Consider the following 18,906-nt stretch of genomic DNA (forward strand, 5'->3'; position numbering starts at 1 on the left):
AAAAGGTAGAATATAAAAAACTGAAAATTCAGTTTTAAAAAAGGGGGATTCAAAATAATGAAGCTAAATCGTATAAGCTTGCTATTATTTATGTTTGTATTCGTTTTAATGTTAGCCGCATGTAGCAATGATAGTGAGGACGCAACAACAGGTGAAAAGCCTGATTCAAGTGTTCAAACTGATACAAATGCTGATGAACCTGTTGAGTCAGGCGGCGAATTAATTTTTGAAGTACTATCAGAAGCAGTTGAGCTAGATCCACACGGTTCGAATGATATTCCTTCTTCCAATGTTCAACGTAATATTTTTGAAACACTCGTTACTCGTAATTTTGAAACAGGTGATATTGAGCCGCTATTGGCCGAATCTTGGGAGTATATTGATGAATTAACATTGCAATTAAAGTTGCGTCAAGGCGTAAAATTCCATGATGGGACAGACTTTAATGCAGCGGCAGTAAAAGCGAATTTAGATCGTATGATTGATCCAAATATCGCATCTCCTCGTTTTTCAAACTTTGAACCAATTACAGAAACTGTAGTAGTGGATGATTATACAGTGCAAATTAAAACAGAAAAGCCATATGGTCCGTTATTATTCACATTAACGCATCCTGGTGGAAATATAATGAGCCCAGCAGTTATTGAAGAAGATTATAAGCGTATGGAAAGTGGCGGGGAAGCTCGTGCATACGGAAATGAAAATCCAATCGGTACAGGTTTTGTTAAGTTGGATAAATGGATTCCAGGGCAAGAAATTCGTTTAGTGAAAAATACAGAATATTGGGGTGAACAAGTAGCTTATGATTCACTTGTGTTCAAAACAGTTCCTGAAAGTCAAACACGTGCAGCAGATTTAGAAGCAGGCTATGCCCATATTATTGACCCAGTTCAGCCGACAGAAGTGCCACTTGTAGAAGGGTTTGCCAATATGATTAAACAGCCATCTGTATCGATTTCATATGTAGGGTTTAATACAGAAAAAGCACCATATGATAATCCAAAAGTACGTCAAGCGATTTCAAAAGCATTAGACCGTAAATCGATTATCGAAGGGGTTTATGATGGATTTGGTGTAGAAGCATTTGGTCCATTATCTCCAATGGTATGGGGGTATACGGAAGAGGTAACACACCAAGATACGAATATCGAAGAAGCGAAAAAGCTATTAGAAGAAGCAGGCTTTAAAGATGGTTTCAAAACAACAATTTGGACAAATGACAATCCACAACGTCAACAAATTGCGATCATTTTACAAGAAACATTAAAGCAACTAAAAATTGATGTGGCTGTTGAAGTAATGGAGTGGGGCGCATATTTAGAAAAAACATCTAAAGGTGATCATGACATGTTTATCCTTGGTTGGGCACCGTCAACTGGGGATGCAGATGGCGCAATTTATCCATTATTCCATACATCAGATATTGGAAATAACAACCGTACGCGCTACTCAAATCCTGAGCTAGATAAGCTATTAGAGGCGGGACGTGTGGAAACGGATGATACAAAACGCGCAGCAATTTATAAGGAGGCACAAGAGCTTATTAATGTAGAAGCACCAGCAGCATTTATTCACCACCAAGCCTATTTAACAGGTTATAGTAATAATGTGACGGGCCTTTCTGTAGATGCTACGGGAATTTACCAGTTACACAAAGTGAAGATTACAAAATAATAGTAATTTACTAAACGCTATCTTGAGTTCAATTAAAGATAGCATTTTTTTTTCGCAAAATTTCTCGGACAATTTTGTATACTGAATGTATATGAAAGGAAATGATTTGATGCAGCCGATTGAAAATATATTACCGCCTATTGTGAATCAGCGGACGAAAATTTTAATTGTTGGCTCCATGCCGAGTCAGAAGTCTTTAGAAAAACAGCACTATTACGGCAATCCGCGCAATCACTTTTGGACGATGATTGGGCAAATTTTAAACGTAGCTATTCCGGAAGACTATGAACAGCGCATACAATTGCTTCTTGCACATCACATAGGATTATGGGATTCGATTCAAAGCTGTGAACGTCAGGGGAGTTTAGATGCTACGATAAAAAATGAAATACCGAATAATTTTGAAGCGCTATTTTTGCGATATCCGCAAATCGAATTGGTCCTTTTTAACGGGGGGAAATCTTTTGATGTTTTTAGAAAACGAGTAGGGCTTGAGACTTTAAATGGGCGTGCATATGAAAAAATGCCATCAACAAGCCCGATTCCTGGGAAGAATATTAAATCATTCGAGCAAAAAGTAATGATATGGAGATGTATGGAGCCTTATTTATAGCAAAAGAAATTCAATTTCGCTATCATTAAAGTATTCAATATTGAGGGAGATGATTGGTTTGTATCGTAACACAGAAGACTTTTTTTCAGAATGGAACGGATCAGCAAAAGGTACGTTAAAAGTAATAAAAGCAATTACAAATGACAAAATGGATGTTGCCATTGTAGACGGGCATAATTCACTTGGTTGGTTAGCATGGCATTTAGTAGGAGTAGCGGGTGCATTTGGTCACTTTGCAGGCCTACAAATTCCAGCACCGGGGCCAGATATGAAGCAACCCGAGACGATGGCTGAGATTATCGAAGCCTATGAAAAAGTTACAGAGGCATATAAAACTGAGGTTAGTGCATTAACAGCAGAACAGTTAGTAGAAGAAGTTCCCGCGTTTGGTGGCATGATGAAACGTGGACAACTATTACGCGTATTAGTTGATCACCAAACACATCACCGCGGACAAATGACAGTTCTACTTCGTCAAGCAGGCTTAGAAGTACCACCAGTTATGGGACCAACTCAAGAAATGCAATAATTAGTAAAAAACTCCAAGCTGAAGTGGCGCGGAGTTTTTTCTATAGAAATCAGTATAGCATGTATTAGATTAGGATAAAAAATAGTCATACGCATTTTTTATAAGGAGCGTAACGGTAACAACGATGAACAGGATACGTACATAGCCACCACCTCGTCGAATTGCAAATTGTGAACCGATAATGGCCCCCACAATTTGTGCCGCGCCCATAATAAAACCAACAGCATAATTAATTTGTCCGAGGCTAATAAACATTAAAAGTGCCCCGATATTACTACCGAAATTTAATAGTTTGGCATTTCCAGCAGCTTTTAGGAAATCATAGCCTACGATTAAAAAGGCGAAAATTAAAAACGTACCAGTACCTGGACCTAAGAAACCATCATAAAGTCCGATTAGGGTAATGACAACTAAAAACGAAATAAACTTTGTTCTTGAAAGTTTTTTAACAGCTGAAATAGTGCCCCAATCCTTTTTGAAAATCGTAAAGACTGCAACGGCAGCGAGCATAAATAACATGAGTGGTTTGAGTAAATTTGGATCAAGCAAATGAACGATCCACGCCCCAAGCATTGCTCCGAAAAATGTAAGTGGGAAAAACTTAATGACGGATTTAATGTCGAGTTTTCCAGAGCGATAAAATGAAATGGTACTTGTTAAAGAACCCATTGTGCCAGCTAGCTTATTTGTTGCAACTGCGGCAGAAGGACTCATGCCTGTGAATAGCAGTGCGGGCAAGGAAATCAGTCCACCGCCACCAACAACCGAATCAATAAATGCAGCCAAAAAGCCAAAGCAAATTAAAATAATGATAAGCTGTGGGTCTAGTTCAACCCCCATATGTAAGACCTTCTTTCTATGTAATCAATTATGCCTCGGTGTAATTGCTTCTAGATTTTGAATTGTGCTTGCATAATTAACTCCCCTCAAAAGCTACCAGAGGCCATATCTTCAATTAATAGGTGCTTAAACATCCACTAAATGAAGATAAGGAAATGCTATCGGAAATGTAGAATAAAGTAAATAGCGATAGTGCAAATAGTTAAATGATTTGAAATATTTATGATAAATTTAAGAGATTAGATGAATAGAAATGGAGAAATACAATGAAACAATATCAGTTTTTATTATTTGATTTAGATGATACATTGCTCGATTTTAATGCAGCTGAACAGATTGCTTTACCGAAGCTGTTTGAAGCACATCAATTCCCGCTTACAGAGGAAGTTTACCGAGTGTATAAGGAGATTAATAAAGGACTTTGGCATGCACTGGAAGAGGGGGAAATTACGCAACAAGAATTAATGGCAACGCGTTTTGCCAAAACATTTGAGGCACTTGGGGAAAAGGTAGATGGCCGTGCGCTAGATGCAGAATTCCGAAGCTATTTAGCAGAAAGTAAAGTGTTTGTTGAAGGTGCGTTTGAATTAATTCAATCACTTGCACCGAACTATGAGCTGTATGTTACATCTAATGGTATTTCAGAAACACAAACAAAGCGCATACAAGTAACGGGGTTAGCTCCTTATTTTAAACATGTGTTTGCTTCTGAGGAAACAGGGTATCAAAAGCCGTTGAAACCATTTTTTGACTATGTTTTTGAACGCATTCCACAATTTGATCCTGAAAAAACGATGATCATTGGAGATTCTTATAGCGCGGATATTGTTGGTGGTGCAGGGGCAGGTATTGATACATGCTGGTTGAACCCGAAGCGAAAAGAGGCAAATGCGATGATTCAACCGACGTATACGATTGATACATTATCGCAATTAGTCCCTATATTAGACGGGGCAAAATCTCTACAGAAAATTACAGAGAAACAGTGACTTTTTGATTGTGCCCTGCGATTTAAGGGTCAAATGACGTAGAGAATGTAGTCCATAGGAGCATAGTAAAGGATGGAAATCTTTGATAAACTAATGAATAACTATGCATATAAGGAGTGGCACGATGACATTACTTTTTATAGTCGTACTTATTGCTATTTTTGGCTACTTTGCGATGAAAATTTACCAACATGACAATACAACCTTTTATAAGTTAACGGGTTATTCCTATTTGGATGTATGGACAAATAAAAAAATCCGTACAACACATAAGCTTGTTAGTGTATTGGATGAAGTAAAGGGTCCCCATAAAATAGTAGTAAATGTACAACTTCCTACAAATGAAGCGTTACAACCGATTGATGCAGTGCTTATTCATGAAACGGGTATCTATGTAATTAATATGCTAGAAATGTCTGGTTGGATTAATGGGCGTGAACAAGATATGCAGTGGACGCAGCTACTACATAAAAAGAAATCCAATTTGTTTAACAATCCGATACATGAGACGGAAAAGTTAACTTTAGCTTTACAGGGGCAATTACCTGAAGTGAGTGAAGAGGTATTTGAGTCAATGGTATTATTTTCAAACGATTGCTCTTTCCAAAATATCGAGCTCTTTTCTGAACATGTAGATGTGATGAAATCTTCGTCTATTAAAAAGTGGACGAAAAACTTACAACAACAGCAACGTTTGAGTGAGACTGACATTCAAACAATTTATGCCGCTTTAGAGGGCATGATGCAAGTGAAAAACAGTGCATCAAATGTGAAAAAGGCTGTTCTTTCTTCAAATTAAATTTTAGTGTAACCAAGTAGATTGTAAAAATCTACTTGGTTTTTTTGTGGGGAAAAAAGGTGAAATATTAATAGATGTAGAATAGAAGTAGGTAGCAAGGATTTCTTTTGAGGAGGTTTTTTTATGAGATTACAAGATAAGGTTGTAGTTGTAACAGGTGCTGCGTCAGGTATGGGAAAAGCGATTGCGATTCTATTTGCGAAAGAGGGAGCAAAAGTTGTTGTATCCGATTTAACACTTGAAGGCGCGGGTAATACGGTTGCTGAAATTACAGCTTTAGGCGGAGTAGCAACAGCTGTAACGGCCAATGTAGCAGTAGAGGCGGATATCCACAAGTTAATTAAAGCCGCACAAAACAGCTACGGCACATTAGATATTTTAGTGAATAATGCTGGTATTATGGATGACTTTTCTCCAGTTGGTGATGTGAAAGATGGGTTATGGGACCGCGTTTTTGATGTGAATGTCAAAGGGGTAATGCGTGCAACACGCCAAGCAATGCCTATTTTCCTTGAAAAAGGGGCAGGGACAATTATTAATATTGCCTCAGTTGGCGGTTTATATGGATCACGTGCTGGTGCAGCTTATACAGCAGCAAAACATGCGGTTGTTGGATTAACGAAAAATACAGCTTTCCAATATGCAACAGACGGAATTAAATGTAATGCAATTGCTCCAGGTGGTGTGAATACGAATATTAGTGCAAGCTTCCAAAATCCAAGTGAGCGTGGTATTGCCCGCGCTATGGCAGGTGCTGACTTTAATCCGAGAAACGGTGAGCCAGAAGATATTGCCCGTGTTGCGTTATTCTTAGCGTCAGCGGATTCGGATTTTGTAAACGGTGTTGTCATTACAGCAGATGCAGGGTGGACAGCTTATTAACTTGATTCAGCAGAATCAAGTTAAGTCCCGGCGGATGTCACAGATTTTTAAGAGGAGCTTGAAAGAGGAAGTCAACCTAAAAACGTCACATCGTGTGACAACGGCTGACTGACCCACGTCCTGTGGTACCGAGCTCGAAAAAATCTGGACGCAATTACGCCGAGGCGTAATTGATAATAAGAAGTAAAAACGTAAAGGAAGCATGTTATTTTGATAGAAAATCAAAATAACATGCTTCATTACTATGCACTATTGGAAAAATAAATTTTTTTTGCCCTTTTATCAACTTTTTGCCCTCTCGATACGTCTAATGAGTAATACATATTCGGAGGTCAAAAATGAATAAAAAAATTTGGGCAATTGTTGCGATGCTCGGATTAATGTACATAGTATTTTTACAAATGGACATAGAAGCAAGCCCGCAAATCCAGGAAAAAGAACTGAATCTCAAACAGCCAAACTTAACTCAACAGCTTGCATTTATTGCGTTTTTAAACACGATAGATGACGCGCATGATACGAAACTAATCGCAATTCGTCAGCATGAAGCAACGCATATTCCGCTTTATAATCTACAGGAAATTCGTAAGCCAACTGATTTTATCATACAACAGGAAATAGTAGAGCCACAGGAAAAACCGGATGAAGTTGTTCGTGAAAAGAAAAAAATTGCGCTGACATTTGATGATGGCCCACATCCAGTCGTGACGGAGAAAATATTAGCAGTGCTTCTGCAAAATGATATAAAGGCAACTTTTTTTGTGCTCGGACAAAATGTTGGAAAATACCCACAAATCGTACATCAAGCGGCAAAGCAAGGACATGAAATTGCAAATCATTCTTGGAGCCATGCCAATTTTACGAAACTCTCGGGGACGCAAATTACAGCAGAGCTAGAGCAAACGAATGAAGCAATTTATAAAGCGTCTGGAAAGTATCCGAATTTGTATCGTCCACCATACGGAGAGACTAATGCAAATGTGCGCGGTCAAACATCAATGGAAGCAGTGATGTGGAGCGTGGATACAATGGATTGGAAGCATCGAACACCAGAAAAAACGCTTGCTTACGTAAAAGAACAAGTAAAGGATAACGGAATAATATTAATGCATGATATACATAGTGAAACGGCAGACTCTTTAGAAGCGGTCATTAACTATTTGATCGAGCAAGATTATGAGTTTGTAACAGCGAGCGAATTACTGAAATTACAAAGTTAGTCGGTCACCCCTCACTTATCGTCCTTTAAGGCGTTTAGAGTGAGGGGTTTTTCTTTAGAATTTTCGATAATGCCCAGGATTATGGTACGATAAAATCGAACAAGTATTAAGGAGAGTTTATTATGGGCCTATTATCAAAAAGAGAACTAACGATTCAACAAATTAAAAAACAAATTCAACTATTTGCCTGTCCTATTTGTAAACAACAAATGGCGCTGAGTGAAGAAGGCAAAATGAGTTGCACAAACAATCATTCATTTGATGTAGCAAAGCAAGGGTATATTAACTTATTGCATCGCCCAGTCAATTCAATGTATAGCAAAGCACTTTTTGATTCACGACATGCTGTTATTGAAAGTGGCTTATATGATAGGGTGCAACAAGCTATTGCTGAAGCCATTACAGTACCTACGCCAATTATTTTGGATACAGGTTGCGGGGAAGGCTCTCACCTGCACCGGATTTGTCAGCAACTAGATCAGGCAACAGGTGTCGGCATTGATATTGCAAAAGAAGGCATACTGGCGGCGGGGAAATATTATACAGATGAAATATGGTGTGTTGGCGATTTAGCAAATAGCCCGTACAACGCCGGTTCATTCGATGCTATTTTAAATATTCTCTCACCAGCAAATTATGAGGAATTTAAAAGGCTCTTAAAGCCAGGTGGTAAAGTGCTTAAAATTGTCCCACAGGAAAATTATTTAAAAGAATTGCGTATGCAAGCTTTTGCGGATTCTACGAAAGAAAGCTATACGAATGAGCAAACGGTCGCGCGCTTTAAGGAAAGCTTTGCAAATACAGTGGTCAAAAGAATTACGTATACGCTTCCTTTAAATGAAGAGCTTGTACCTAAACTGCTTGAAATGACACCAATGGGCTGGCATATTGAACAGAAAGAGAACATTCAACTACATGAAATTACGATTGATTTCGACTTATTAATTGGCATGGGGGAATAGATGATGAAAAGGATTTTAGTACTCGGAGGCACACGGTTTTTCGGTAAGAAATTAGTAGAACAATTATTAAAACAAAATCATCAAGTAACAATTGTGACAAGAGGTGTTTCTACAAATCCTTTTGGTGAGCAAGTTGAGCATTTACAAGTCGATCGCCAAGATGAAGCGGCATTCAAAGCAGCTGTTGCAGGTCGCAATTTTGATGTCGTCTATGATAATATTTGTTATTCACCGAATGAAGCGAAGGCGTTTTGTGATATTTTTAATGGTTCGATTGGCAAGCTCGTATTTACTTCAACACTTTCGACATACGAAGCTACTGGGAAGCCGCATGCCGAAGCAGACTTTAATCCGCATCACTATGATATTATTATGGGAGATACAGCAGACTTTACTTATGGGGAAGGAAAGCGATTAGCAGAGGCTGTTTTTTATAAACATGCAAAATTCCCTGTTGTAGCTGTACGTTTTCCGATTGTCATGGGGGAAGATGATTATACGAGACGCTTACATTTCCATATTGAGCGTATTGTTAATAACGAACCAATCGGCTTTGTGAATATGGATGCTGAAATGTCATTTATTCAGGCATCAGAAGCAGCGGACTTTTTAGCCTGGGTTGGGATGAATGATGTAGAAGGACCAATTAATGCAACAGCGAATGGTCATATTTCATTAAAACAATTAATCGAACTCATTGAAGAAAAAACAGGTGAGCGTGCAAAAATTGCGTTGCTTGGAACGGACGAAATTCGTTCTCCGTATGCGATTCCTGCATCATGGTATATGACAACAGAGAAAGCACAGCAAGCGGGCTTCGTATTTAGCGAGTTGAATGATTGGCTTCCTACTTTAGTAGAGGCGATTGTAGAGAAGACGCCAAAAAAGTAGACATTGTATTAAAGGGCAATTTTCGCTTACAATAGTAGGATAATAAAAATAAGGTAGGATTCAAACGTGTATAAATTTATCGCAAGTATTGTTAAAGCAATTTTAGGTGTCAACGGAGCAAAAGCTAAAATTTATGGCCTTGAAAATGTACCAAAAGAAGGCGGATTTGTTATTGCCTGCACACATAATGGCTATATCGACATATGTAATTTAGGAGTATCAGTATTGCCACGCGAAATTCACTTTATGGCAAAAAAGCAACTTTTTGATATTAAGGGGTTAGGTTGGCTCATTACAAAGCTAAATGCCTTTCCGGTAGATCGTGATAATCCAGGTCCAAGTGTTATTAAAATACCGCGCCAGTTAATTAAGGACGGTAAGATTGTCGGAATATTCCCAAGTGGCACACGTAGCTCAGAAAATACAGAGTTAAAAGCAGGTGCAGTGACGATTGCACAACTTGCAAAAGCGCAAATTGTTCCAGCTGCTTACATTGGTCCGAAAGATGTAAAAGCGGTATTTAAGCGTGAAAAAGGCTACCTTGTTTACGGGAAACCATTTTCTGTTGAAGGTGGTAAAGAGGGACGAGAAGAGTCAATCCGTCATTTAGAAGCTGAACTTGAACGCTTAACAAATGAATTAAAAGCCAAACATGCTTAAGCACTCTCAATATGAGGGTGTTTTTCTAATGGTAGAAGAACAAGTGAGGGAAGATAAATTTGTACATAGTAATTTATCTTTTTTTACTCGTTATGTATAATAATTAATGTAAATCATATTTTTTTATAGGAAATATTACTTTATATATGAAGAAAGAGAGTGAATCCAGTGGGTCGTAAATGGAATAACATTAAAGAGAAAAAAGCAGGTAAAGACGCAGCAACTAGCCGTATCAATGCGAAATTTGGTCGTGAAATTTATGTAGCAGCAAAATCAGGCGAGCCAAATCCAGAATCAAACCGTGCACTTAAAACAGTATTAGAGCGTGCAAAAACGTATTCTGTACCGAAACATATTATTGAAAAAGCAATTGATAAAGCAAAAGGTGGCGGCGATGAGCAATTTGACGAGCTACGTTATGAAGGTTTTGGTGTAGGCGGTACAATGGTAATCGTCGACGCTTTAACGAATAACGTGAACCGTACAGCTTCTGAAGTACGCGCGGCATTCGGCAAAAACGGAGGTAATATGGGTGTCAGTGGTTCAGCAGCTCATATGTTCCAAGCAACAGCTGTATTTGGTGTAGAAGGTAAATCAGAAGATGAAGTACTAGAAATTTTAATGGAAGCGGACTTAGATGCACGTGACATTTTAGATGAAGAAGGTACAATCATTGTGTACACAGAGCCGGATCAATTCCATGCAACACAAGAGGCGTTTAAAGAAGCAGGTGTGGAAGAATTTGCAGTTGCGGAATTAACAATGTTAGCTATGACAGAAGTTGAATTAACAGGTGATGATTTAACTAAATTTGAAAAAATGATCGATGCACTAGAAGAGTTAGAAGATGTGCAACGTGTTTACCACAACGCTGATTTAGGCGAATAATATAATACCCCTAAAAATCCAGAAGTGTAGTAATATGCTTCTGGATTTTTTATTATTTTCGGCATAGTAAAATTTATACGCAATTTCTAAAGAAATATATGACTTACAGGTAAGATGTGTGACTTTTTAGATAGTTTTGTCTATATAAGTAAGCTATACTAGATTGTGATTTATGAATTTTATAGTGAAGTAAGGGGTGGGAACATGCGTACTTTACGTACAATACGCGGGAAATTATTTCTTTTTTCGTTTTTATTATTTATGATTCCTAGTGTTATTATAGGCTCAATCAGTTATTTGCAAGCCAAAAGTGGGATGGATAATCTAGGGGAAACGATTATTAAAAACAGTGTGGAATCTTCATTACAGTTAATAGAAGCAACAAATAAGCGAGTGGAAGCTGGAGAACTATCTGTTGAAGAAGCACAAGAAGTGGTATTAGCCTCTTTAATAGGGGGAAAGGGTGCGGATGGTAAAAGAGAATTATCAAACCCAAGTGATTTAGGGGGAAATGGTTATATTTATATTTTAGGTCATGATGGGGAATTATTAGGTCATCCAACAAGAGAAGGGGATAACTTATGGAATGACCAAGATAGTTCAGGGGAATATTTTATTCGAGAAGTGAAGGCACAAGCAGATGCAGGTGGCGGTTTTACATATTATGAATTTAATTTACCTGGCAAAGAACAGGTGGCTCCAAAACTAACATATTCTATAGTGGCACCTTATTGGGACTGGATAGTCGTTTCAGGAAGTTACCTCCAAGACTTTAATGCACCTGCAACGGCGTTATTGAAAATTATTTTACTCACGGTTATTGGTTCGACGGTTTTTGCAGTGATTGCGACAATCTTATTTTCACGCCATTTAGCATTTCCGATTAATCGTTTAGCACGTCAAGTCCGTCAAGTGGCAAAAGGTGATTTGACTGTAGATTTGGAGCATATGGAGCGGAAAGATGAAGTCGGTATTTTAAATGAGGGCTTCAATGAAATGTGCATACAACTAAAAGAACTTATTGCAAACGTGGAGCATACGATTATGGACATACAAGGTACATCATCGAGTTTAACAGCTGTTGCCGAGGAAACAAATGCTTACGGTGATGAAATTGTAAGGGCTGTGAATGAAGTTGCAAAAGGTGCATCACAGCAGGCAACAGACACGGATATCACGAATCGAACAATTGTTCAATTTGCAGGGGGCATTGAACAGCTTCATGAGAAAAATAAGTCCATGTTAATTTCTTCAGAACAATTGCAACAATCGAATGAGCAAGGAATACGCAATTTAACAAAGTTAAAGACCCATTCAAATGAATCCTATGAATTAATTAATCGCATGCAAGTTATTTTTAGTTCACTTACGTCAAAAGTGAGAGAGATTGAAGGGATTGTAGGAACGATTAATGAAATATCGGACCAAACGAATTTACTCGCACTAAATGCTTCCATCGAGGCGGCACGTGCTGGAGAACATGGAAAAGGCTTTGCGGTCGTTGCTGAGGAAGTTCGAAAATTGGCAGACCAAACGACGAGTGCGACGGATTTAGTCAGAAATACACTGCGTGGCATTGAAAATGAGACACATATAGTGACGGAAGAAATGGGTAAAACAAATCGTATTGTTTCTGAGCAAAATGACTCTGTGTTACTGACGGAAATTTCCTTTAAAGAAATTGAAAAGGCTGCGCATCATATTAGCGTTGCGATTTGTGATGTGTCGAAAAGTGTAGAAGAGCTAAATGTCTCAAAAGTGACGATTATGGACTCCGTGGAAAGTATTGCAACCATAAGTGAAAAGAATTCGGCAATGGCGGATGAAATGACAGCATCGATTGAAGAACAGCAAAATGCGTTTGCACTTGTAACTACTTCAGCAAATGAGTTAACAGATGATATTACAGGTCTGCAACAATCCATTAGGCGTTTCACTGTGTAGAGAAATTTGTCGATGGGAGTTATTTGCAATTACGAAATGAATGAGGAATAATTAAAAGTAATTTCGGATTTCGAATAATATAATGGGGTGAAAGAATGAAGACTTTTAAAGATTTTGAGTATAAACGTCCAAATTTAGATGAGATGAAAAAAGAATCAGCGACGTTAATCGAGCAGTTTAAAGCCGCATCAACGGTGGAAAATCAAAGCGCTGTAATTGAACAGTTTAATACGATGCGTAACGGATTTTCAACGATGGCAAATCTCGTTTATATCCGTGCATCGGTTGATACGAATGATACCTTTTACCAAGAAGAACGTGATTTTTTTGATGAAGTAAGTCCAGTAGCAGATGAGCTAACGTTTAACTATTATACGGAACTCGTAAAATCACCATTTCGCGCACAACTAGAAGAGAAATGGGGCGCGCAATTATTTGCACTAGCAGAAAATTTATTAAAAGGCTTCTCACCAGAAGTAATTGAGCTGTTGCAAAAAGAAAATAAATTATCTTCTGAATATAGTAAACTTGTGGCCTCTGCGCAAATTGAGTTTGATGGGCAAACATTAACACTTGCTCAATTAGGACCATACGGGGAATCAACAGATCGTAGTGTGCGTAAAGCTGTTCGTGAAGCAAGTGCGGAATTCTTTGCAAGTCACAAAGGGCAATTTGATTCCATCTATGATCAATTGGTAAAATTGCGTCACGAAATTGCAACAAAGCTAGGCTTTAAAAACTATGTGGAGCTAGGCTATGTGAATATGAACCGTATTGATTATGATGCGAGTATGGTAGCCAATTTCCGTGAGCAAGTGCGTCAATTTATTGTGCCAATTGCGACGAAGTTATATGCGCGCCAAGCAGAGCGAATTGGGGTAGAGGACTTTAAGTTTTACGATGAAGGTTTATCGTTTTTAACAGGGAATGCTGTGCCTCAAGGGGATGCCGACTGGATTGTAGCGAACGGTAAAAAGATGTACGAGGAACTTTCTCAGGAAACAGGGCAATTTTTCAATTTTATGATTGACCATGATTTAATGGATTTAGTTGCGAAGAAAGGGAAAGAAAGTGGAGGCTATTGCACATTTATCGAGGACTATAAAGCACCTTATATTTTCTCAAACTTCAATGGCACATCAGGAGACATCGACGTTTTAACACATGAGGCGGGCCATGCTTTCCAAGTATATTCAAGCCGTGATATTGGCATTCCAGAATATTTATGGCCAACGTATGAGTCATGTGAAATTCATTCGATGAGTATGGAATTTTTCACATGGCCGTGGATGGAACTATTCTTTGAGCACCAAACAGAAAAATATAAATTTGACCATTTAAGTAGTGGCTTATTATTTTTACCATACGGAGTTGCGGTAGATGAATTTCAACATGTTGTTTATGAAAATCCTGAGATGACACCAGCAGAGCGCAATGTGGCATGGAAGGAAATCGAAAAGAAATATTTGCCGCATCGTGATTATGATGGTCATGAATTTTTAGAATCAGGTGCTATTTGGCAACGTCAGCAGCATATTTACAATAGCCCATTCTATTATATTGATTACACATTAGCGCAAATTTGTGCCTTCCAATTTTGGAAACGTTCACGTGAAGATTTTGACGCCGCATGGAAAGATTACGCGAACTTATGTAGCTTAGGTGGCTCACAATCGTTTACAGGTCTTGTACGTGAAGCGGGCTTAATTTCTCCTTTTGAAGGTGGCTGTGTAGAATCAGTTATTGGAACGATTGAGGACTATTTAAATTCAGTAGACGATAAAAGCTTATAAAATTGCGAAATCCGTTCAAATTAATTGAGCGGATTTTTGTAATTCATCCCACTTTGTGGCATTCTAATACATAACTAAGAGGAAATTATTGAAAGGAAGAAAGCAAATTATGACGAGAAAAATATGGTTCCAAGTCGGCATTGGGATAATCATTATGCTATTAATTATAAAATACTTTATTGAAATCCATGCCATTTTCAATCCGATTGTCATTATATTTAAGACAATTTTAATTCCAGTATTGCTCGGGGGCGTACTTTACTATGTGGCTGAGCCTTTACAAAGACTGTTAGAGAAGAAGGGAATACCGAGATGGGGGAGTTTAACAACGATTGTCCTCATCTTGATGGGTGCAGTAACAGGGTTGTTATTATTAGTCGGCTCACCTGTTGCGAATCAAGTAAATAATCTTGTAGCGAATGCACCAACAATTGCTTATCAAACAGAAGAGGCAATCAATTACGTGCTGGAAAATTGGGAAAAATGGGGGGGCTTACCACCTCAAGTTGAGGAGTTTGTTGCAACGATAACGAGCTCCATTCAAAATATTGCAGTTACGAGTAGTAAGTATCTTGTGACGTTTGTAAGTGGTGCGGTCTCGGTGACGTTTACATTAATATTAGTGCCATTTTTCTTCATTTTTATGTTGAAGGATCATGAGAAATTTGCTCCACAAATATATGATATATTTTCTGGGAAACGCCGTACATGGTTGAAGAAAACAATGGAAGATATCGATACAGTGTTGCGTAGCTATGTACAAGGACAAGTGCTTGTTAGTTTTTTACTAGCAACGATGATGTTTATCGGATACCTCATTATTGATTTGGAATATTCCATATTGCTCGCGATCTTTTCATTTTTCATGAATATGATACCGTTCATTGGTCCATGGATATCACTTGTACCAGCTATTATAGTGGCACTCATCCAGGACCCTATGTTGGTTGTATGGGTAAGTGTTATTACATTAATTGCCCAGCAAGTTGAAAGTAATTTAATTACCCCGAATATCATGGGGAAATCCTTGGATATCCATCCGCTAACCGTTATTTCTTTAGTGCTTGCAGCGGGTAATATTGCAGGTTTTATTGGGATTATGGTAGCCATTCCAACGTATGCAGTGATTAAAGTAATCGTACAAAATATTTACCATGAACGAAAAAGTATTAAAGAAGCAGCAACAAAAACGGTCTAATTTCTTTCAGCGGGATTATAAATATCAGCTGAAAGAAATTAGTCTCCCGGAGGATAAATGTGGAGCCTATGTGACAAACGTAGGCTTCGCTTTTTTATTTGCGACGAACGCGTTATACTTAATAATTAAGAATGCAAAATTAAAGGAGCAAACAATGCTAACATTTGAACAAAAGCAAGCCATCATTGAAACATTTCCAACGCTAACGAAAAAGGAAATTTCGTTAAAGCGTTTAAATTATCACTTTGAAGCAACGTTATATGAAAAATCCATCGTGGTAGAGAAACTCCATCCAAACGGCAATGGTTTTGTCTTTGTCGGAGATTTAGTGAAATACGAAAAGGAAGCCAATGACAAAGGGCTTGTGAATATTCGTGATTATAGTGAGGCGGCATTACGCGCAATCTTGGCGGATGCTATTGAGTATTTATCAGAGGAAATTGATGATTCGCCAATTATTGAAATTTGGGCTTCTCGTGAAGGTGCGAAATTAGAGCTAGAATTTAATAATCGTTCATGGAATATTTATCATCAGCGCAATTTGGAAGAATCATTTGGAACGCGTGACGATGCAGTAGCCTATTTACGTGAAGAAGGATTCCGACCTTCAAAATAATAAAGTGAGGGAAAAAGTATGGCACAAGCAGAAACATCAAAAGAAGTTTCCGGTAAAAAAATGGGATTCATCGTTATCGGGACAATTATTGCAGCAACGGTTATCATTGTAATCGCCATTCAAGCTTTTTATATGGTATGGGATCCAAAGCAACAAAAAGACCGACAAGATGATGAAACAAACGAGCCAAGCTATACAAAATCAGCGATGCACCATTATGAGCAGCTAATTAAAATTAGTTGACGAAAAAGGCAGAAATGTTGTTAAACCAACGTTTCTGCCTTTTGTTCGTTATCTTTTATTTTTTGTAAATGGTAGCCACCAGTTCCAATCACCAAGTAATTTCATAAAGCTTGGCACGAGCATGAGGCGGATAATGGATGCATCAATCGCAACGGCAATAGCAATCCCAACACCAATTTGCTTAACAGGCATAACATCTGTAAAGGCAAATGCACCTGTAATAACAATCATAATGAGCGCTGCAGATGTAATGATTTTACTCGTTGAAACAAGCCCGTCCACTGTGGCTTTTGTATTGCTGGAGCCTTTTAAATATTCTTCTTGTATGCGGGAAATTAAGAAAACTTCATAGTCCATACTCAGTCCAAATACGAGACAAAATACGATAACGGGGATGATAAGTACAATCGTTCCTTCCGTTAAGCCAAAATGACCGTATTGGAAAATGTAAACGAGAATTCCAAATGTCGAACCAAGTCCAATAATGTTCATAATAATCGCTTTCAATGGAATTAAAATAGAGCGGAAAGCAACCATTAAAATAATAAACGTAGAAATAATAATAATCGTTAAAGCAAGAACGATTTTATCTGAAATTTCATCAAATATTTCTTGACTGAACTTCGAATGCCCCGCAATCCCGATTTCCACGCCAACATCTTTTTCCGACCATTCGCGAACAAATTGCTGTGCCTCTGAAGATGCCCCGTCTGCTGTTAAATAGGCAACTAAGTACATTTTATTATCCTGGACAAAGTTTTCGGCAATTTGATCGAGTGCGCCGGGTGCTTGTGGATTGCTATTGGCCATTTCCCACATGTCAACCGAGTCCATATTCGCTACGGTAAACATCGAAGTGACGCTTTTTACAAGTGGATCGGCTAATAGTTTCTCTTGGATTTCAAATATTTTTTCACGACCTTCAGTTGAATCCCAATCGGAATCATTTTCAGCTAGTAAAAATACGGGTGTTTCAGCGCCTATGTCAAATTGTTTATTCAGAGTGTCATATGTTTGTCTCGCATCATATGAGTCGGGCAAGGCATCGGTTGAAGGAATCGTTAAATTAATATCTTTAATCGGAACCATCGCGATACCTAATAAACCAAGTGCTACGATAATGATAAGTGTAGGACGTTTCATAACAAATGCCGCAAAACTTTGCCAACGTGAAGCAGATGATTTAATGCGGAAAAGACGCCATTTATTTAATCGATCACCTAGTAAAACAATTGTTGCTGGTAGTAAAGTTAAGCCAGATAGTACCGCTAAAAATACGACAATTGTGCCACCTAATGCGATGTTTTGAAAAATTTCTACTTCAATGACGACCATTGCACCTAAGCCAATCATGACACAGAGCGCGGAGAAGATAATGGACCGTCCAGCTGTTTGAATAGCTGTTTGTACTGATTGAACGACAGAGAAATGCACACGTTCTTCACGATAGCGGTTAATAAATAGTAAAGCAAAATCAATAGAAAGCGCCAAACCAAGCATCGGTACGATATTCAATACGAAAATAGAAAGATTAAACGTATCGCCTAATAATGTCAGCATACCGAGTGCCATGATTACTGTAGCCCCACCAATCAAAATTGGTAAAAGTGAAGCAACAACCGTACCGAATGCAAGCAGTAAAACGATTAATGCGATTGGCACACCGATTGCTTCAGCCTTCATTAAATCCTTTTGACTTGCCTCATTAATATCCTTCGAAATAACAGGTTCTCCGGTAATGGAAATCCCTTGTTCATCATCAATAACCGAACGAATCTCATCAATAATTGGGAAGTAATCAACAATGGTGTTATCGAAATCTAGTAGCGCATAGGCATAACCATCTCGATTTAGTGCTTCAACCCCAATTGGAGAAGTGATAGATTGCATTTGTTCAATCTCTTTTAGTTGTTGTAACGTACTTTCGATTTCTGCATCCGATTTATCTTTAAACAGCACAAAGATTGTTTTAGCAGGGATGTCGAATGTTTCTGAAAGTTCTTCGGTCACACGAATATGATCACCATCAACGAAAAAGCCATCACCTTGCAATTTTGAAGGAAGTTGAATGGCAAAGTAAACCATAATCATAAATAATAGAACCCAAAATAATAAAATCGGCTTTGCAAATTTCGTGATGAAATGTGCTAGTTGCTTCATACAAA

Annotated in this window: 18 protein-coding genes; 16 read left to right on the forward strand and 2 right to left on the reverse strand. The window is 38.2% G+C overall.

Features of this window, described 5'->3' with window-relative positions:
* Positions 1–57 precede the first annotated feature (57 nt).
* The 3 genes from ACQKIH_RS12115 to ACQKIH_RS12125 all read left to right on the forward strand — a co-directional run bounded on the left by ACQKIH_RS12115 (position 58) and on the right by ACQKIH_RS12125 (position 2,816).
* Positions 58–1,674 (forward strand): glutathione ABC transporter substrate-binding protein, encoded by a 1,617-nt coding sequence (locus tag ACQKIH_RS12115; protein ID WP_427766327.1) that lies wholly within the window; start codon positions 58–60, stop codon positions 1,672–1,674.
* A gap of 85 nt (positions 1,675–1,759) precedes the next feature.
* Entirely contained in the window at positions 1,760–2,287 is a 528-nt protein-coding gene (locus ACQKIH_RS12120) for a DNA-deoxyinosine glycosylase (protein WP_427766330.1), read from the forward strand.
* A 58-nt stretch (positions 2,288–2,345) separates the two neighbouring features.
* Positions 2,346–2,816 (forward strand): DinB family protein, encoded by a 471-nt coding sequence (locus ACQKIH_RS12125; RefSeq protein ID WP_427766333.1) that lies wholly within the window; start codon positions 2,346–2,348, stop codon positions 2,814–2,816.
* 69 nt (positions 2,817–2,885) lie between these two features.
* On the opposite strand, the gene ACQKIH_RS12130 is transcribed toward ACQKIH_RS12125, so the two are convergent.
* A complete protein-coding gene (locus tag ACQKIH_RS12130; protein WP_427766336.1) occupies positions 2,886–3,656 on the reverse strand; it encodes a TSUP family transporter in 771 nt (256 codons plus the stop codon).
* Positions 3,657–3,922: 266 nt separating this feature from the next.
* Between ACQKIH_RS12130 and ACQKIH_RS12135 the strand changes: the two genes are divergently transcribed.
* From ACQKIH_RS12135 to ACQKIH_RS12195, 13 genes are all read left to right on the forward strand, one after another.
* Entirely contained in the window at positions 3,923–4,645 is a 723-nt protein-coding gene (locus tag ACQKIH_RS12135; RefSeq protein WP_427766339.1) for a YjjG family noncanonical pyrimidine nucleotidase, read from the forward strand.
* A gap of 124 nt (positions 4,646–4,769) precedes the next feature.
* On the forward strand, positions 4,770–5,444 hold the full coding sequence (locus tag ACQKIH_RS12140; protein ID WP_427766342.1) for a nuclease-related domain-containing protein: 675 nt from the start codon (positions 4,770–4,772) through the stop codon (positions 5,442–5,444).
* Positions 5,445–5,567: 123 nt separating this feature from the next.
* Positions 5,568–6,326, forward strand: coding sequence for an SDR family oxidoreductase (locus ACQKIH_RS12145; protein ID WP_427766345.1), 759 nt, complete (start codon positions 5,568–5,570; stop codon positions 6,324–6,326).
* A 338-nt stretch (positions 6,327–6,664) separates the two neighbouring features.
* Positions 6,665–7,546 (forward strand): polysaccharide deacetylase family protein, encoded by an 882-nt coding sequence (locus ACQKIH_RS12150; protein ID WP_427766347.1) that lies wholly within the window; start codon positions 6,665–6,667, stop codon positions 7,544–7,546.
* 122 nt (positions 7,547–7,668) lie between these two features.
* Positions 7,669–8,508 (forward strand): putative RNA methyltransferase, encoded by an 840-nt coding sequence (locus tag ACQKIH_RS12155; RefSeq protein WP_427766350.1) that lies wholly within the window; start codon positions 7,669–7,671, stop codon positions 8,506–8,508.
* A gap of 3 nt (positions 8,509–8,511) precedes the next feature.
* Positions 8,512–9,399: an NAD-dependent epimerase/dehydratase family protein gene (locus ACQKIH_RS12160; protein WP_427766352.1), complete on the forward strand. Its 888-nt coding sequence runs from the start codon at positions 8,512–8,514 to the stop codon at positions 9,397–9,399.
* Positions 9,400–9,465: 66 nt separating this feature from the next.
* Positions 9,466–10,059, forward strand: coding sequence for a lysophospholipid acyltransferase family protein (locus tag ACQKIH_RS12165; RefSeq protein WP_427766355.1), 594 nt, complete (start codon positions 9,466–9,468; stop codon positions 10,057–10,059).
* Between the two features lie 168 nt (positions 10,060–10,227).
* On the forward strand, positions 10,228–10,947 hold the full coding sequence (locus tag ACQKIH_RS12170; RefSeq protein ID WP_427766357.1) for a YebC/PmpR family DNA-binding transcriptional regulator: 720 nt from the start codon (positions 10,228–10,230) through the stop codon (positions 10,945–10,947).
* Positions 10,948–11,151: 204 nt separating this feature from the next.
* Positions 11,152–12,891, forward strand: a complete 1,740-nt coding sequence (locus tag ACQKIH_RS12175; RefSeq protein ID WP_427766359.1) for a methyl-accepting chemotaxis protein — start codon at positions 11,152–11,154, stop codon at positions 12,889–12,891.
* Between the two features lie 95 nt (positions 12,892–12,986).
* Positions 12,987–14,684, forward strand: a complete 1,698-nt coding sequence (locus ACQKIH_RS12180) for a M3 family oligoendopeptidase (protein ID WP_427766362.1) — start codon at positions 12,987–12,989, stop codon at positions 14,682–14,684.
* Positions 14,685–14,793: 109 nt separating this feature from the next.
* A complete protein-coding gene (locus ACQKIH_RS12185; RefSeq protein ID WP_057986212.1) occupies positions 14,794–15,882 on the forward strand; it encodes an AI-2E family transporter in 1,089 nt (362 codons plus the stop codon).
* A gap of 154 nt (positions 15,883–16,036) precedes the next feature.
* Positions 16,037–16,498, forward strand: coding sequence for a hypothetical protein (locus ACQKIH_RS12190; protein ID WP_057986211.1), 462 nt, complete (start codon positions 16,037–16,039; stop codon positions 16,496–16,498).
* 18 nt (positions 16,499–16,516) lie between these two features.
* Positions 16,517–16,741: a hypothetical protein gene (locus ACQKIH_RS12195; RefSeq protein WP_057986039.1), complete on the forward strand. Its 225-nt coding sequence runs from the start codon at positions 16,517–16,519 to the stop codon at positions 16,739–16,741.
* A 48-nt stretch (positions 16,742–16,789) separates the two neighbouring features.
* Here ACQKIH_RS12195 and ACQKIH_RS12200 read toward each other — a convergent pair whose 3' ends face one another.
* Entirely contained in the window at positions 16,790–18,901 is a 2,112-nt protein-coding gene (locus ACQKIH_RS12200) for an MMPL family transporter (protein WP_427766366.1), read from the reverse strand.
* Positions 18,902–18,906: the final 5 nt, after the last annotated feature.

It is taken from the genome of Solibacillus cecembensis (assembly GCF_050272495.1).
GTDB lineage: Bacteria > Bacillota > Bacilli > Bacillales_A > Planococcaceae > Solibacillus > Solibacillus cecembensis.

Bases quoted from the DNA above. Each gene is read 5' to 3' on its own strand.
- ACQKIH_RS12115 (WP_427766327.1), top strand. From the start codon at position 58: ATGAAGCTAAATCGTATAAGCTTGCTATTATTTATGTTTGTATTCGTT.
- ACQKIH_RS12120 (WP_427766330.1), top strand. From the start codon at position 1,760: ATGTATATGAAAGGAAATGATTTGATGCAGCCGATTGAAAATATATTA.
- ACQKIH_RS12130 (WP_427766336.1), bottom strand. From the start codon at position 3,656: ATGGGGGTTGAACTAGACCCACAGCTTATCATTATTTTAATTTGCTTT.
- ACQKIH_RS12135 (WP_427766339.1), top strand. From the start codon at position 3,923: ATGAAACAATATCAGTTTTTATTATTTGATTTAGATGATACATTGCTC.
- ACQKIH_RS12140 (WP_427766342.1), top strand. From the start codon at position 4,770: ATGACATTACTTTTTATAGTCGTACTTATTGCTATTTTTGGCTACTTT.
- ACQKIH_RS12145 (WP_427766345.1), top strand. From the start codon at position 5,568: ATGAGATTACAAGATAAGGTTGTAGTTGTAACAGGTGCTGCGTCAGGT.
- ACQKIH_RS12150 (WP_427766347.1), top strand. From the start codon at position 6,665: ATGAATAAAAAAATTTGGGCAATTGTTGCGATGCTCGGATTAATGTAC.
- ACQKIH_RS12155 (WP_427766350.1), top strand. From the start codon at position 7,669: ATGGGCCTATTATCAAAAAGAGAACTAACGATTCAACAAATTAAAAAA.
- ACQKIH_RS12160 (WP_427766352.1), top strand. From the start codon at position 8,512: ATGAAAAGGATTTTAGTACTCGGAGGCACACGGTTTTTCGGTAAGAAA.
- ACQKIH_RS12175 (WP_427766359.1), top strand. From the start codon at position 11,152: ATGCGTACTTTACGTACAATACGCGGGAAATTATTTCTTTTTTCGTTT.
- ACQKIH_RS12180 (WP_427766362.1), top strand. From the start codon at position 12,987: ATGAAGACTTTTAAAGATTTTGAGTATAAACGTCCAAATTTAGATGAG.
- ACQKIH_RS12185 (WP_057986212.1), top strand. From the start codon at position 14,794: ATGACGAGAAAAATATGGTTCCAAGTCGGCATTGGGATAATCATTATG.
- ACQKIH_RS12190 (WP_057986211.1), top strand. From the start codon at position 16,037: ATGCTAACATTTGAACAAAAGCAAGCCATCATTGAAACATTTCCAACG.
- ACQKIH_RS12195 (WP_057986039.1), top strand. From the start codon at position 16,517: ATGGCACAAGCAGAAACATCAAAAGAAGTTTCCGGTAAAAAAATGGGA.
- ACQKIH_RS12200 (WP_427766366.1), bottom strand. From the start codon at position 18,901: ATGAAGCAACTAGCACATTTCATCACGAAATTTGCAAAGCCGATTTTA.